The sequence below is a fragment of the Sinorhizobium terangae genome, from assembly GCF_029714365.1.
Lineage (GTDB): Bacteria > Pseudomonadota > Alphaproteobacteria > Rhizobiales > Rhizobiaceae > Sinorhizobium > Sinorhizobium terangae.
Genome location: NZ_CP121659.1, coordinates 2,024,736 through 2,038,119 on the forward strand (window position 1 = coordinate 2,024,736; position 13,384 = coordinate 2,038,119).

General features: G+C 64.1%; 13 protein-coding genes and 1 pseudogene. 5 read left to right on the top strand and 9 right to left on the bottom strand.

The genetic code is table 11. The features are described from left to right. Positions 1-130: 130 nt before the first annotated feature. From QA637_RS09700 to QA637_RS09715, 4 genes are all read right to left on the bottom strand, one after another. Positions 131-679, bottom strand: a complete 549-nt coding sequence (locus tag QA637_RS09700; protein ID WP_153439510.1) for a Spy/CpxP family protein refolding chaperone — start codon at positions 677-679, stop codon at positions 131-133. A gap of 310 nt (positions 680-989) precedes the next feature. Continuing rightward, positions 990-1,871, bottom strand: a complete 882-nt coding sequence (locus QA637_RS09705) for an NAD(P)/FAD-dependent oxidoreductase (protein ID WP_283061282.1) — start codon at positions 1,869-1,871, stop codon at positions 990-992. A 105-nt stretch (positions 1,872-1,976) separates the two neighbouring features. Then, positions 1,977-2,417, bottom strand: coding sequence for an RrF2 family transcriptional regulator (locus tag QA637_RS09710; RefSeq protein ID WP_153439506.1), 441 nt, complete (start codon positions 2,415-2,417; stop codon positions 1,977-1,979). Between the two features lie 272 nt (positions 2,418-2,689). After that, on the bottom strand, positions 2,690-3,592 hold the full coding sequence (locus QA637_RS09715; protein ID WP_283061284.1) for a LysR family transcriptional regulator: 903 nt from the start codon (positions 3,590-3,592) through the stop codon (positions 2,690-2,692). Positions 3,593-3,724: 132 nt separating this feature from the next. Here QA637_RS09715 and QA637_RS09720 point away from each other — a divergent pair, with 132 nt between their 5' ends. Next, positions 3,725-5,176: an MFS transporter gene (locus QA637_RS09720; protein ID WP_153439502.1), complete on the top strand. Its 1,452-nt coding sequence runs from the start codon at positions 3,725-3,727 to the stop codon at positions 5,174-5,176. 382 nt (positions 5,177-5,558) lie between these two features. On the opposite strand, the gene QA637_RS09725 is transcribed toward QA637_RS09720, so the two are convergent. Next, on the bottom strand, positions 5,559-6,989 hold the full coding sequence (locus QA637_RS09725) for an aminotransferase-like domain-containing protein (protein ID WP_153439500.1): 1,431 nt from the start codon (positions 6,987-6,989) through the stop codon (positions 5,559-5,561). 135 nt (positions 6,990-7,124) lie between these two features. Here QA637_RS09725 and QA637_RS09730 point away from each other — a divergent pair, with 135 nt between their 5' ends. The 4 genes and pseudogenes from QA637_RS09730 to QA637_RS09745 all read left to right on the top strand — a co-directional run bounded on the left by QA637_RS09730 (position 7,125) and on the right by QA637_RS09745 (position 9,873). Beyond that, positions 7,125-7,988 (top strand): DMT family transporter, encoded by an 864-nt coding sequence (locus tag QA637_RS09730; RefSeq protein WP_153439498.1) that lies wholly within the window; start codon positions 7,125-7,127, stop codon positions 7,986-7,988. A gap of 31 nt (positions 7,989-8,019) precedes the next feature. Beyond that, the gene (locus tag QA637_RS09735; RefSeq protein WP_283061286.1) at positions 8,020-8,652 is read left to right on the top strand and encodes an FMN-binding negative transcriptional regulator; all 633 of its coding nucleotides are present in this window, start codon (positions 8,020-8,022) and stop codon (positions 8,650-8,652) included. 23 nt (positions 8,653-8,675) lie between these two features. Continuing rightward, positions 8,676-9,005 (top strand): annotated as a pseudogene (locus QA637_RS09740) (M20 peptidase family dipeptidase); the annotation flags it as partial. A 160-nt stretch (positions 9,006-9,165) separates the two neighbouring features. After that, a complete protein-coding gene (locus QA637_RS09745) occupies positions 9,166-9,873 on the top strand; it encodes an SOS response-associated peptidase (protein WP_153439496.1) in 708 nt (235 codons plus the stop codon). Positions 9,874-10,011: 138 nt separating this feature from the next. Here QA637_RS09745 and QA637_RS09750 read toward each other — a convergent pair whose 3' ends face one another. The 4 genes from QA637_RS09750 to QA637_RS09765 all read right to left on the bottom strand — a co-directional run bounded on the left by QA637_RS09750 (position 10,012) and on the right by QA637_RS09765 (position 13,269). Further along, entirely contained in the window at positions 10,012-10,158 is a 147-nt protein-coding gene (locus QA637_RS09750; RefSeq protein ID WP_153439494.1) for a hypothetical protein, read from the bottom strand. 321 nt (positions 10,159-10,479) lie between these two features. Continuing rightward, positions 10,480-11,130 (bottom strand): glutathione S-transferase family protein, encoded by a 651-nt coding sequence (locus tag QA637_RS09755; RefSeq protein WP_283061287.1) that lies wholly within the window; start codon positions 11,128-11,130, stop codon positions 10,480-10,482. A gap of 477 nt (positions 11,131-11,607) precedes the next feature. Further along, positions 11,608-12,240 (bottom strand): TerC family protein, encoded by a 633-nt coding sequence (locus tag QA637_RS09760; RefSeq protein WP_153439490.1) that lies wholly within the window; start codon positions 12,238-12,240, stop codon positions 11,608-11,610. A 171-nt stretch (positions 12,241-12,411) separates the two neighbouring features. Beyond that, positions 12,412-13,269, bottom strand: a complete 858-nt coding sequence (locus tag QA637_RS09765; RefSeq protein ID WP_153439486.1) for a glycosyltransferase family 2 protein — start codon at positions 13,267-13,269, stop codon at positions 12,412-12,414. Positions 13,270-13,384: the final 115 nt, after the last annotated feature.

Sequence of the window (13,384 nt, forward strand, 5' to 3'; positions counted from 1 at the left end):
TTCACTCGCCTGCAGCGCCGCGCATCATCAGACCCGCAAAGCTCGCTGTAATACTTTGAGTTGCTGCATGTTCTTATCCCTAAACCGCATAAAATTTAAGGAAACATGCGGTAGCCCAGCCAAGTAAGCCTTACCACCGGCCGTGGGCCCTGCGCTCCTTCAAATGCTCGACGAGCTTGGCGCGCTGCTGCGGCGTCAGCACTTCCGCGGCGTCGAGGAGCGCGGTCGTCATCTTGCGCGAGGCCTCGTCGATGGCCGCGATGCGCTCACTGCGCAGCTTCTCGGCGGCCGCGCGGTCGATGGTCGAAGCGCCGAGGAGTTCGATAACCTCCTCACGCGTCTCGCGGAAGTCCCGGAATGTCGGCCTGATCTCGGAGCGCGCTTTGTCGATGATGTCCCAAAGCTTGTCTTCCTGCTCGGGTGTCGCGTCGAGCTCGTCGAGCACGGAGCCGATCCGGTGTTCCATGAAGCCACCTCCCATATGCGCGTGCATCATGTGGCCGCCCATGCCGAAACGGCCCATGCCGAAGTCGAAATCGTCGCTGCGCGCGGCTGCAAAACCGATCCCGCCGACAACCGCGACGGCCGCGAGACCGCCGATCGCGGCGCGCCGGCTCCATCCCGTCGAAGTGGGTTGGCTGGCGGCCGGGCTCGCCAGGTTCTTGTCCTCGTTTTCCATAGTTGGTCTCCTGTCACTCCGCAGCAACGGCTGCAATGGAGGGAAAGCTAACAGTGCGACGTTTCGAGCGTTCTCGGAGAATGTGAAGAAATGTAAAGCCGCAGCGGCGCCGTCGCGGCGGGACCTGAAGCGCGTCGCGCGCTTTAGGTCATTGCCTTTATGCATGTCGTTGTCCCAAAACCGATGCACACTTTTGGGCGACATGCATTAGCGCCCCTACCAATGCCGCGGAGCGCTGCCCCGATCCGCCGATCTGAGCCGTGATCCTTCGTCCTCCGTGCGAAGGAATGGGGGCGCACGGCCATATGCGTCAGAAGACCAGAGACCGATGCAACTGCGCGCCCGCCCATGCCCCGTCGGCCACGGCGAGCGAGACCGAATGGGGTGTGCGCGCTACGTCGCCGCAGGCGAAAGCGCCGGGAACCGTCGTTTCCTTCGTGGCGTCGGTGCGGATCTGTGTGCCGAATGGCGTCTCGTCGATCTCGCAGCCGAGCGTCCCGGCGATCGGCGCCGCAGGGGCGTTGCGCGAAGCGGTAAAAAGCCCGGCAAATGAGAGGGTCCGCCCGTCAGCAAGAAGGACATCGGCATGGCCCTCGATCCTTCTCACCGGCGTTTCCTCTATCGTCACGGCGCGCGACTTCAGGTCGGCGCGGGCAGCATCGTCGAGCGCCAGCGCGCCATTGGTGAAAAAGGTCACCTCGCCCCATTCGGGAATGAGCTGGGCTTGGTGCACCGACATCGGCCCCGTGGCGATTACCCCGATCCGCCCCCGTTCCAGTTCGTAACCGTGGCAATAGGGGCAATGGAAAATGCTCCTCCCCCAGCGTTCCGCCATGCCCTCGATCTCAGGCAGCTGATCGGTCACGCCGACGGCAAAAAGCAGCCGCCGCCCCTCATGCTGGGCACCATCCGCAGTCGTGACGGCAAAGGCGTCCTTGACCCCTCCGGCGGCTTCCGCGCGGCCGTCGACCCATGTCAGCGTTGGATAGGCCATCAGCTGCGCCCGCGCGCTTGCGGCAATTTCGGCGGGGTCCATGCCATCCTGGCCGAGAAATCCGTGGGAATGGCTGGCAAAGCGGTTACGCCTGAGCCCTGCGTCGATCACCAGGACGGTGCGACGGGCACGGATAAGCTGGAGGGCGGCGGCCATTCCGGCGTAGCTGCCCCCGACGACGATCACATCATTCTGCATCACTTGTTCCTCTCGCAGTGCCGCGCGTCCGATCGGACGCGAAAATTTCGCTGTAACGCTTTGAATTGCCGCATGATTCCTTGGATCGGATTTCGATTTAAGGGATCATGCGTTGGTGCGCCGCTCCGCATGCCGACGGGCAAAGTCGGCGGCAAGGTCGGCCAGGGTGACATGGGCAAACCGTTCCAGCAGAAGCGCCTCGGCGTCTGCGAAGGCGGCGTCGAGCGCGGCATTCACCGATTGCTCGACGAGACAATCCGGCGTTTCGTTCCGGTTGCCGATGGCGAAGATCGCAGGTTCCCCCAGCACTTCGTGCAACTGACGCAGCGTGACGGTGCTGAGATCGGCGGTGATGGTCCACCCCCCGGCATGCCCGCGCGCGGAGGCCACGAGTCCTGCCTCTCGCAGGAGCCCCATCGTCCGGCGCACGACGACCGGATTGGTGTTCATGCACTGCGCAAGCGCTTCCGAAGTCATGGAGCCGTTGTGCTCGGCCATGTGGAGGAGCGCATGTAGAACTGAGGAGAGTCGACTATCACGTTTCATGCAACTTCAATTATTACGAAACATTGCGGATGGCAAGTGGTTCCTCGCGGTCGCAGACGACCGCGCCGTGGTTGAAGTGCCTTCAGCATTTGAGACGTCGCGGAGGAAATACCCGAAGCCACTCGTTTTTTCGATCAGGTGGAGTCTCTCGCACCGCCGACGCGCCGTGGCTGGATTCCGGTGACGAGCACAGGAATGACGGTGGTTGCTGGCCGCGGCAACAACTGGCTTAACTAACCTGATGGGGGACAGGCGTCACCACCACCCGCCGATCAATCCGCGCGCGGCCTGCCACAAACCTCGCGCACGCATCCGCGCAGCCAGCGGTGGCCCGGGTCGGCGTCGAAGCGCGGGTGCCAAAGCATCGACACCGTAATTTCCCGCGTGACGACCGGGAGCGGAAAGCTGTGCATTCCGGCCCTCAGCGCCCCGGTGTGTCGCTCGGGAACGCTGGCGATCAGGTCGGAGGCGCGGGCGAGCGCCAGGGCCGCGGCAAAGCCGCCGACGATCGTAACGATCTCGCGTTCGAGCCCGAGCGCCTCCAGCGCCTCATCGAGCGGCCCCTTGTCGAGCCCGCGCCGTGAAACGAGGACGTGCCAGCCGGCGGCGTAACGGTCGGCCGTTACCTCGCCCTCACAAAGCGGGTGCCCCATGCGCACGACACCGACGAACCTGTCCCGGAAGAGCGCCTGCGTGCGCACCTCCGGACTGGTCGCCTCGCCGACGACGCCGGTTTCGAGGTCGATGGCGGCCTCGCGCAGCGGCCCGCTGCCGCGGTCCGGCTTCGGCACGAAGCAGAGCCGCACGCCGGGTGCTTCCTCGCCGACGCGGGAAATGAGGTCCGGTCCGAAATTCTCCACGAAGCCATCGCTCGTCCTGAGAACGAAGGTCCGCACGAGCCGTTTGAGATCGAGCCTTTCCTGAGGCCTCAGGACCGCTTCGGCCTCCTCGACCAGCCGGCCGACGCGCGCGCTGAGTTCGAGTGCGCGCGGTGTCGGCACCAGGCCGCGCCCGGCCCGCACGAGCAGCGGATCGCCCGTCGCCTCGCGCAGCCGCGCCAGCGCCCGGCTCATCGCCGACGGGCTGAGCCGCAGCCGCTTGGCCGCGCGGGCAACGCTGCCTTCCGAAAGCAGCACGTCGAGGGTGGCAAGCAGGTTGAGGTCGGGCTTCGACATGGCGCGACTATAGCCGAACGTGACATGGCGTCAAACGCACGAACGAAGTGCAAATGATGCGTGTTCCGCCATGTCCGGCAAAGAGCTACCTTTCCGCAAGCCCGTACAAAGCCGGAAAAGGAGCTCACCCCGATGACGACCACGACGCGACCAATAGAGGGGATCGCCGAAGAGGGCGAACGCGCGCCCTCCTTTCGCTGGGCGCTCGCCGCCCTTTCCCTCTCCATGCTGCTCTCTTCGCTCGGCACCAGCATCGCCAATGTCGGCCTGCCGGCGCTGACTGAGGCCTTCGACGCCTCCTTCCAGCAGGTGCAATGGGTGGTGCTTGCCTATCTTCTCGCCATCACCACCCTCATCGTCAGCGTCGGGCGGCTCGGCGACATGGTCGGCCGGCGCCGTCTACTCGTCTCCGGCATCGCCCTCTTCACCGTTGCTTCGGTTCTCTGCGGCGTCGCGCCGACGCTCTCGATGCTGATCGCGGCGCGGGCGGCGCAGGGTCTCGGCGCGGCGATCATGATGGCGCTTGCGATGGCGCTCGTCGGCGAGACGGTGCCGAAGGCACGGACCGGCAGCGCCATGGGGCTCCTTGGGGCGACATCGGCGATCGGTACTGCTCTCGGTCCCTCGCTCGGCGGCCTGCTGATCGCCGGCCTCGGCTGGCGGGCGATTTTCCTAGCCGGCGTGCCGCTCGGCGTCGCGGCATTCTCCCTCGCGTTCCGCACCCTGCCCGCTGACCGCGAGCGCCCCAAGGATCGGGCGGGCTTCGACACGATCGGCACATTGCTGCTGGCGCTGACGCTCGCCGCTTACGCGCTCGCCATGACGATCGGCCGGGGCAGTTTCGGTCCGCTCAACATGAGCCTGTTGCTGGCAGCGATCTTCGCCGGTGGCCTCTTCCTGTTTGCCGAGGCGAGAACCGCCTCGCCCCTGCTCCGCCTCGCGATGTTCCGCGATCCGGTGCTTTCCGCCGGCCTCACGATGAGCGCACTCGTCTCGACGGTGATGATGGCGACGCTGGTGGTGGGGCCGTTCTATCTCTCCCACGGGCTCGGGCTCGACGCCGCCATCGTCGGCCTCGTCATGTCCGCCGGCCCCCTCGTCGCGGCGCTCGCAGGCGTCCCCGCCGGCCGCCTCGTTGACCGGCTCGGTGCGCAGCCGATGACCGTCGCGGGGCTCACAGCGATCGCTACCGGCGCCTTCCTCCTCTCGCTGCTCCCGGCAGGGTTCGGTGTCGCCGGCTATGTCGCCCCGATCGTCATGGTCACGGCCGGTTACGCCCTGTTCCAGGCGGCCAACAACACCGCCGTGATAAAGGATGTGGGGGCCGGCGAGCGGGGCATCGTTTCCGGCATGCTCAATCTCTCGCGCAATCTCGGCCTCGTCACCGGCGCATCCTTCATGGGGGCGGTCTTCGCGCTCGCGTCCGGCACCAGCGAGATCACCACGGCAGCCCCCGAGGCCGTCGCCGCCGGCATGCGCATCACCTTCGCCGTCGCCGCAGTCCTGATCGTCGCCGCACTCGTCATCGCGGTCACCAGCCGCGCTTTCATAGGTCGCGCTTCGGTCGCTGGTGACGTAACATGAGGTCGGGTCGGGCGCTCTTCCGCTCCTTGGTGGCGCGAAGCGCAACGGGCTCTCATCAAGTCAGTTGGGCAGTAGCGCATCCCCACCCTCCACCTCATTCCTGTGCTCGTCACAGGAATCCAGCCACGGCGCGTCCGCGCCGTGGCTGACGAGGCCTCCAGTAGTCGAGACGGACGAGATGTGGGTCCGGCGTTCTGCGCGGTAACCCGCGATCATTCGCGCCGCCGATATCGAGGGGTCTCCCGCGCCGCAGACGCGGCGCTGCTCATTCCTGTGACAAGCGCAGGAATGAGGTGGGTGGGACGGCCGGTGGTCCAACTGACCTAATGCGGTGGGTAGGTGGCCGCACCCCACCCACACAACTGACTTCACGAGCGTGTGCTCATCCCCGCACCGAAACGCCCGGCGATCTCCGCCTGTCGATCGCTTTCCCGAGCGTCTCAAACACCCGATCGTCCAGACACTGCGAAACGTTAAACCGCATGAACTCTTGAGCCGACTGTGAAAGGCTGAAGGCATTGCCTGGCGCCAGCACCACGTCGTCTGCCAGCGCCTCCCGGGCAATGTCGGCGGCGTCGAGGCCCGCGGGCAAGCGGCACCAGAGAAACATGCCCGACTGCGGCTCCAGCCAAGGCTCGATGCCGAGCTGTTTCAGCCTGGAACCGGTTTCGGCCATTGCGCGGGCCAGTCGCGCGCGGAGCGTCTCCATGTGCTTGCGATAGCCGCCGTCCCTCAAGACGTTATAGATGAGCTCGGCCGAAAGGCGTCCGCCGCCGAAGGAGGTGGCGATCCGGAGGTCCACCAACCCCTCGATCCATTCCCGGCGTGCGGCGATGAAGCCGCAGCGCGCCGAGGCCGACAGGGTTTTCGAAAAGCTGCCGATGTGGATGACGCGGCTGAGACCATCGAAAGCTGCCAGTCTTGGCGCGGGGGTAAGCTCGAAATCGGCAAAGATGTCGTCCTCGACGATGGTGAGGTCGAATTGGTCCGCCAGCTTCAGCACCCGATGGGCGACAACGGGAGAGAGCACCGCACCGGTCGGATTGTGGATGGCGGAATTGGTGATGTAGAGGCGCGGCCGGTGCTCCGTGACCACCCTGGCGAAAGCCTCGATGTCCGGGCCCATCGGAGTGTAGGGCACGCTGACGATCTTGGCGCGGTGAGCGCGCAGCAGCGCATGAAAATTGAAATAGCACGGATCGTCGACAAGAACCGTGTCGCCCGTTTCGAGGAAGAAGCGGCAGAGAAGGTCGATCGCCTGAGTTCCCGACTCCGCCAGCATGATGCAGTCGGGCGAGGCTTCGATGCCGCGCTCCATCATGCGCCGCGCAAGCAACTGACGGAGCGGCGGAAAACCAAGCGGTGTACCATAATCGGTAAGAGCCGCGTCCTCCGCCCGCGAGAGGCCGCGCAGCCCTTTGCGCAATGCCGCCCCTGGCATCCAGGACGGCGGGAGCCAGCCGCAGCCGGGCTTGAGCGTCGTATCGCTGCTTTCGAGAGACTGCCGGGAAACCCATAGCGGATCGACGGCGCGGTCAAGCCGGGGTCCGACCTCGGCCAATGCCAGAGGCACGACCTGCCCGGAAACGTAGAAGCCGGAGCCCGGTCTCGACGCAATCACCCCTTCGGCGACCAACCGTTCGTAGGCGTCCACGACGGTCGAAGTCGAGACCTGCATGGTCGCCGCAAAGGCGCGGACCGATGGCAGCTTGCTCCCCGGCGTCAGGCTGCGGTTGGCGATGCGCTGCCGGATGGCGCTCATCACTGCCGCCACACGTGTGCCACCACCCTCAGTCGTCGCTGCAACGCCCATCTGTACTGCTCCATGATGCATAACAGTTTTGTGCAACTGTACTGTATTGTCTCTGGCGGCACCAGAGCGTTGCGCGTTCAAATAAGCGCGCGAAAAAGTCTTCGGCCGAGTACCGGCGAGAAAAAGGACCAAGCTATGGACAAGACGACCAGCGGATGGATCAACGGCTTTCTCGGCGTGCTGATCTTCAGCGGCTCGCTGCCCGCGACACGTGCCGCCGTGCTCGATTTCGATCCGGTGTTCCTGACCGTTGCCCGGGCCGGCATTGCTGGCCTGCTTGCCCTGTGCCTGCTCCTTGCCTTCAGGGAGAAGCGGCCGACCACCGACCAGCTCTTCTCCCTTGCAATCGTCTCACTCGGCGTCGTGGTAGGCTTCCCGCTGCTGACAGCGCTTGCGCTCCAGCACGTTACCTCGGCGCACTCGATCGTCTTCGTCGGCATGCTGCCGCTTGCAACCGCGGCTTTCGGCGTGCTTCGGGGCGGCGAGCGCCCTCGTCCCGCTTTCTGGATGTTTTCCGTCGCGGGAAGCCTGCTCGTCGTCGGCTTTGCCCTTATGCAGGACCTCACGGCCTCGCCCGTCGGCGACGCCCTGATGCTGGCGGCCATCGTCGCTTGCGGACTCGGCTATGCCGAGGGCGCGAAACTGTCGCGCATCCTTGGCGGCTGGCAGGTGATCTCCTGGGCGCTCGTCCTGTCGCTGCCCGTCATGCTCGCGATCGCGCTCGCCCTGATGCCGTCGTCATTCGCGGAGGTGGGCATGCCAGGCTGGCTCGGTCTCGCCTATGTTTCCCTGTTCAGCATGCTGATCGGCTTTATCTTCTGGTACCGGGGACTGGCCCAGGGCGGCATCGCGGCCGTGGGGCAATTGCAGCTGCTGCAGCCGTTTTTCGGACTGGCCTTGGCCGCCACATTGCTCCATGAAGAGGTAAGCCTGCTGATGCTCGCAGTGACGGTCGGGGTCATCCTCTGCGTCGCCGGTGCACGGAAGTTCGCGAAATGACCATGCCTGAGGACACAGGGAGCAACGCTCGATGTACACACCACCAGCCTTCAGAGAGGGCGATCGCGCCACACTCCACGCGATGATGCGCGAGGCACGGCTTTGCCACTTCGTGACGGCCACCGCCGATGGCCTGATGGCGACGCCTTTGCCGTTGTTCCTCGATCCGGACGAAGGCGAGCATGGGACGCTCCACGGCCATCTCGCCAAAGCCAATCCGCAATGGAGGACCCCGCCGATCGGCGACGCCATGGCGATCTTCATGGGGCCGGATGCCTACATCACCCCCTCCTGGTACGCATCGAAACGCGAGCACGGCAGGGTCGTCCCGACATGGAACTATGCGGCGGTGCACGCCTATGGACCGGTAGAGTTCTACGACGACAGCGAGCGCCTGCTCGGGGTGGTCACGCGGCTCACCAATCTCCACGAACAGGAGCGACCGGAGCGATGGGCGGTGACGGATGCGCCCGAAGCATTCGTCCACACACAACTCAAGGGCATCATCGGGCTCAGAATGCCGATCACCCGGATCGAGGGCAAAAGAAAGATGAGCCAGAACCGCCCCGCGGCGGACAGGGCCGGCGTCGCCAAAGGGCTGGCAGACAGCGGGCGGACTTCCGACCGGATCGTGGCGGGGTTGATCCCGAGAGGCAGCGAATAGGGAGCAAGCCTGCGCTGGGGCACGCATTCCGACGGCACTTCGACCGCCATGGCTTTTCCCATGTGCGGATCACCCAGTCGAGCGACGCGGTTTTTCGCGCGACACGGCTGGATCCCCGGCATCCATGGGTCAGGTGGACGGGGGACTCGATTGTTCGCACCACCGGAAAGAAGCCCGCCATCCTGCCGAACGACATTTTCTCCGATATCCTTGAACTCCCGACCGTATGGGTCCCGCATTCCTATCCGGGATGCTCCCAGCACGCACCGAACGAACATCTTCCGCTCTTGATCGCCCGCGGGGGGCTGGCGCTGATGGCGGGAATCTACTGGGACCTCGGCGAACCGGGCGTACGGGAGCGGATCATTAACCAGCGCCCCCTCGTCCCAGCTTCCACGGCGACAAAGCAAACTGCACGACGGCGTCCGCCGTCGCGCACCTCGCGCGGAAGAAGCGACGGTTGACGGCCCGGACTACCGCACTACCCTTTGGCGGGCGAGCGGAGGATCGAGGATGTGTGGACGCGTCTATATCAAGAGCACGCTGGAGGGGCTGTTTCGCGCCTTTTCCTTTGCGCAGCGCGAGCGCGGCGCCGAAGCGCTGGCGAACCAGTTTCCCCGTTATAACGGCGCGCCAACGCTCTACTACCCGATCATCATACGCGACGTGATCCGCGAGCCGGACGTGTTCGGGCCAACCTTCGTGAGCGCGCGCTGGGGCCTCGTTGCCGGCTGGATGAAGCAACAGAGACCCGGCCGTCCGCCGATCAACGCGCGGTGCGAAGGCATCGCAACCAACGGCATGTTCAAGCGTGCCTATGCGGACCGCCGCTGCCTCATTCCGATCGACGGTTTTTTCGAATGGAAGGACATCTACAGCACCGGCAAGGACAAGCAGCCCTACGCAATTGCCATGAGTTCCGGCGAGCCCTTCGCGCTTGCCGGTATCTGGGAGACCTGGCGCAATCCCGAGACGGACGAGGATATCCGCACCTTCTGCGTGATCACCTGCCCGCCAAACGACATGATGGCAGCGATCCACGACCGGATGCCGGTGATCCTGCACCCAGAGGATTACGAACGCTGGCTGTCGCCCGAACCGGACCCTTACGACCTGATGAGACCATTCCCGGCCGAGCTGATGGTGATGTGGGCGATCGACAGGAAAGTCGGGTCGCCGAAAAACGACACCGCGGATATCCTGGATCCGGTCGAGCTTTGAAGAGGTCTGTGAGCATGTCGAGCGGCAGCTTTTCCACGCGGGTATGAACGGGCTGACGCCAATCCATCGGGACGCGACGGCCCCGGCTGTCTCCGGTATCTCCCGGCGGCTGCCTCGCGAGAAGATTTGTCGTCGAGATCACGGCACGCGCATCTGCCGATCGGTTGATGCCGTGATCTCATTTGATACGCCCGCCGTCGGCTCCAGCCAACTGACAACAGCTATGGCGAGGGCAAGAGCAACGGCCGGCGCGGCGAGCGCTGCCAGAAACGCGAATCTCTTCATTGCCGACATCCCGGAACGGTTTGGTGCAATAAGATGCGCAGTGGTTGGGTCGGAAGTCCTCACTCCATTGCAAGAAGGTTAGGGCATTCATCCACCGCGATGTATCAGACCTAAGTCCGATGCGGCGTGACAAAGGTCTGATGCCCATTGCCGAGCATTTCTCCGGATGCATAGTGCGGGACAGAAACGCCTGCGGAATCAACGGCTAGCCCCCCGCCGCCGTAGGCGTGAGAGGTCCCAGAGCGATGCGCCCCGCCCCCTTTGCACCGCCCTGGGACCTTTCATATCAGCGCCGCACGTCTCAGGAAGATTCCACCTTTATCAGCCGGTCGATGCGGCGGTGAAAACCGCCAACTGAGCATCGAAAGCACGCTTGTATGCGGGTCGCGCTTCGCCGCGGGCGACATAGGCGGAGAGATTCGGATACTCGTCGAGTATGCTCGACCCCTTCAACCTAAGCAGCACCGTCACCATCAGCAGGTCACCGGCGCTGAACCCGCCGTCGAGCCACTCGGCATCGCCAAGGCGATCGGAAAGCTTGCCCAGCCGGTTGCGGATGCTGTCCTCGAGGTACCGCAGGCGCTGCTCGTACCAAGGCTTGTCGCGCTCGAGGATCGTGCAGAGAGCGCGGTCGAAGATCGGCGGCTCCACCGTGTTGAGCGCGGCAAACATCCATGTGATCGCGCGCGCCCGGGCGTTCGCATTCTCTGGCAGCAGGCCCGCATGGCGCTCCGCGATATGGAGCACGATCGACCCCGACTCGAACAGGGCGAGATCGCCTTCTTCGTAGGTCGGAATCTGCCCGAAAGGTTGAAGCGCAAGATGCGCGGGTTCCTTCATTGCCTTGAACGAAAGAAGACGAACGTCGTAAGGCTGGCCCACCTCTTCGAGCGCCCAGCGAACACGCATATCACGCGCCAGCCCCTTGCCACGATCGGGCGACCGTTCAAAGGCGGTAATGGTCGGGATCATTGGAAGTCTCCGGGTGATTGCTTGACGCCGTCCAGCATGACTTGAGAAATGGCGATAATCGTCCTCATGGTCTCTCTCCCGTTGTGCGTTTCTCCTCGACAGCGTCGCGCGTGATTTGAGACGCGCAAAGGTCGCTGTGGCAGTTTGAACACCGTATGATCTTATCCTCAAATCGAATCCCGATTGAGGAATCATGCAAGCAGAGGACGAACGACCGGCGCGTCTCCCGACACCGATCCCGTTTTCTTGGCTGAGGAATTTCATGGTCCGAACCGGTCATCGGACGAGCGGGCGACTACAAGCCCCTGCGGTCAGTCGATCGCACAACGGCGCCGTTTAGAGATAGGCGGGCGCAGGAATAGCTGGACGCATCGTCGGACGTCACCCGCCGGAGGCCGTGGCCTACGGCACTATTCTTCGGAAGTGCTGGGCTGCGAAACGGCCCAGCACCGGAAGCGAAGGTCAGCGGAAACGAGATCAGCCCGCGATCGCCGCGACGACCGGCACGACGTGCGGCCAGACCTCGAGGGATCCGCGATAGATCATGTCGAGCGCGACATAGAGGATGATCGCCAGACCGATATAGGCGATCCAGTGGTAGCGGTTGAGCAGCTTGGCTATGAGGCCCGCGGCAACGCCCATCATTGCGATCGACAGTATGAGGCCGAACACCAGCACCGTCGGGTGCTCGCGGGCGGCGCCCGCAACCGCAAGCACGTTGTCGAGCGACATGGATACGTCGGCGACGACGATCTGGATCGCCGCCTGCATGAAAGTCTTCTTCTGCGTCTCTCCGTTTCCCTCGCCCGCTCCGTCATTGCCTTGGGCTTCACGCAGTTCGCGCCACATCTTCCAGCAGACCCAGAGCAGCAGGATGCCACCCGCGAGCACAAGGCCGATGATCTCGAGCAGCTGGACGGTCACGCTGGCAAGCGCGATGCGAAGAACGGTCGCGGCGAGAATGCCGACAAGGATCGCCTTCTTGCGCTGCTCGATCGGAAGCCCGGCGGCGGCAAGGCCGATGACGACGGCGTTATCCCCAGCAAGCACCAGGTCGATGACAATAACCTGCAGAAGCGCCAGCAAGCCGGCAGACGTAAAAATTTCCATGATGTGTTGATCCCCACTGAGCAAAGCGGCAGGGCATCGCTACGGATAAATCATCGATCGATCAAGTGGCGATGCCGGTCTCAATCAAAAAAACTGGCGTGCGCCATCGACACGCCGCGACAACCGTCGCCGCTATCCGACATGTGCGACGTCCGTCGCCCCGCCGAAACATCACGCCGCGCTGAAGATTGCCTTGATCCGCTGCCGGAGCGCCCGCTTGTACATCCGGAACCACGGCGCCACGCGCTTGTTCGCGTGCTGCTCGAGCGCCTTTCTCAAGATGGTCTTCTCCGTGGCCGTATAGTCCGTTTCGGCGATGAGGCGGCGCGCGATCTCGACGTATTTCCGCCGCGCCGCCAGACGCTCCGCCGGCAGCAGATGATAGTTTCCCTCACGCATGATCCTTTGCGTGAAAGTCGCCTCAGGCGCGAACGCCACCTTTGCGTTGATCATGGCCCGCATCGTGGTGAGGTGATCCGCCGCCCAGGCATAGGGGTAGTCTCCGAGCACCGCCATATCCTCGACGACGGCCTGGCGCCGCCAGAGGCCGTAGAACCAGCTCGGGTGACAACCGAGCAAGGTCGCCTTCGCCCGTGACAGGCGATCGGCGCCCTCACTCACCGGCAGTGGATAATCGGCCTCCCGCCCCGTCGACGTGTTGACCCGGTGGACCGGGGTCACTGCCAGCCGGGCGTCGCTCTCCCGGTCGAGCGCGTTTACCGTCGCCTCGAGATGGTTCTCGTCCGTCAGGTCGTCATCGGCTCGCCACATGAAATATTCGGCTTCGCCGAGATTAAGCGCCTTCCTGAAATTTTCCATTACCGGCACGTTGATATTGCTGCGAACGTGGCGAAAGCGCTTGTCCTGTCGCGCAAATTCGGCGCAGATCTCGCTGGTGCCGTCGGTGGAGGCGTTGTCGCAGATGACAACTTCGAAATCTTCGAAGCTCTGGCTTCGAATGCAATTCAGGCTTTCGGAAATCGTCTCGGCACCGTTGTAGATAGGAACTGCGATACTTACGCGAGCCATGTTTTCCCCCGTTGCAGGCCCTTGCTGACCTGATTATATAAGCGGCGCTTGATCAGCCCCCTGCTCAACCGCACGCCGCCGGCGAAGCCGTGTACGCCTCCGCCCGCCTCAACGC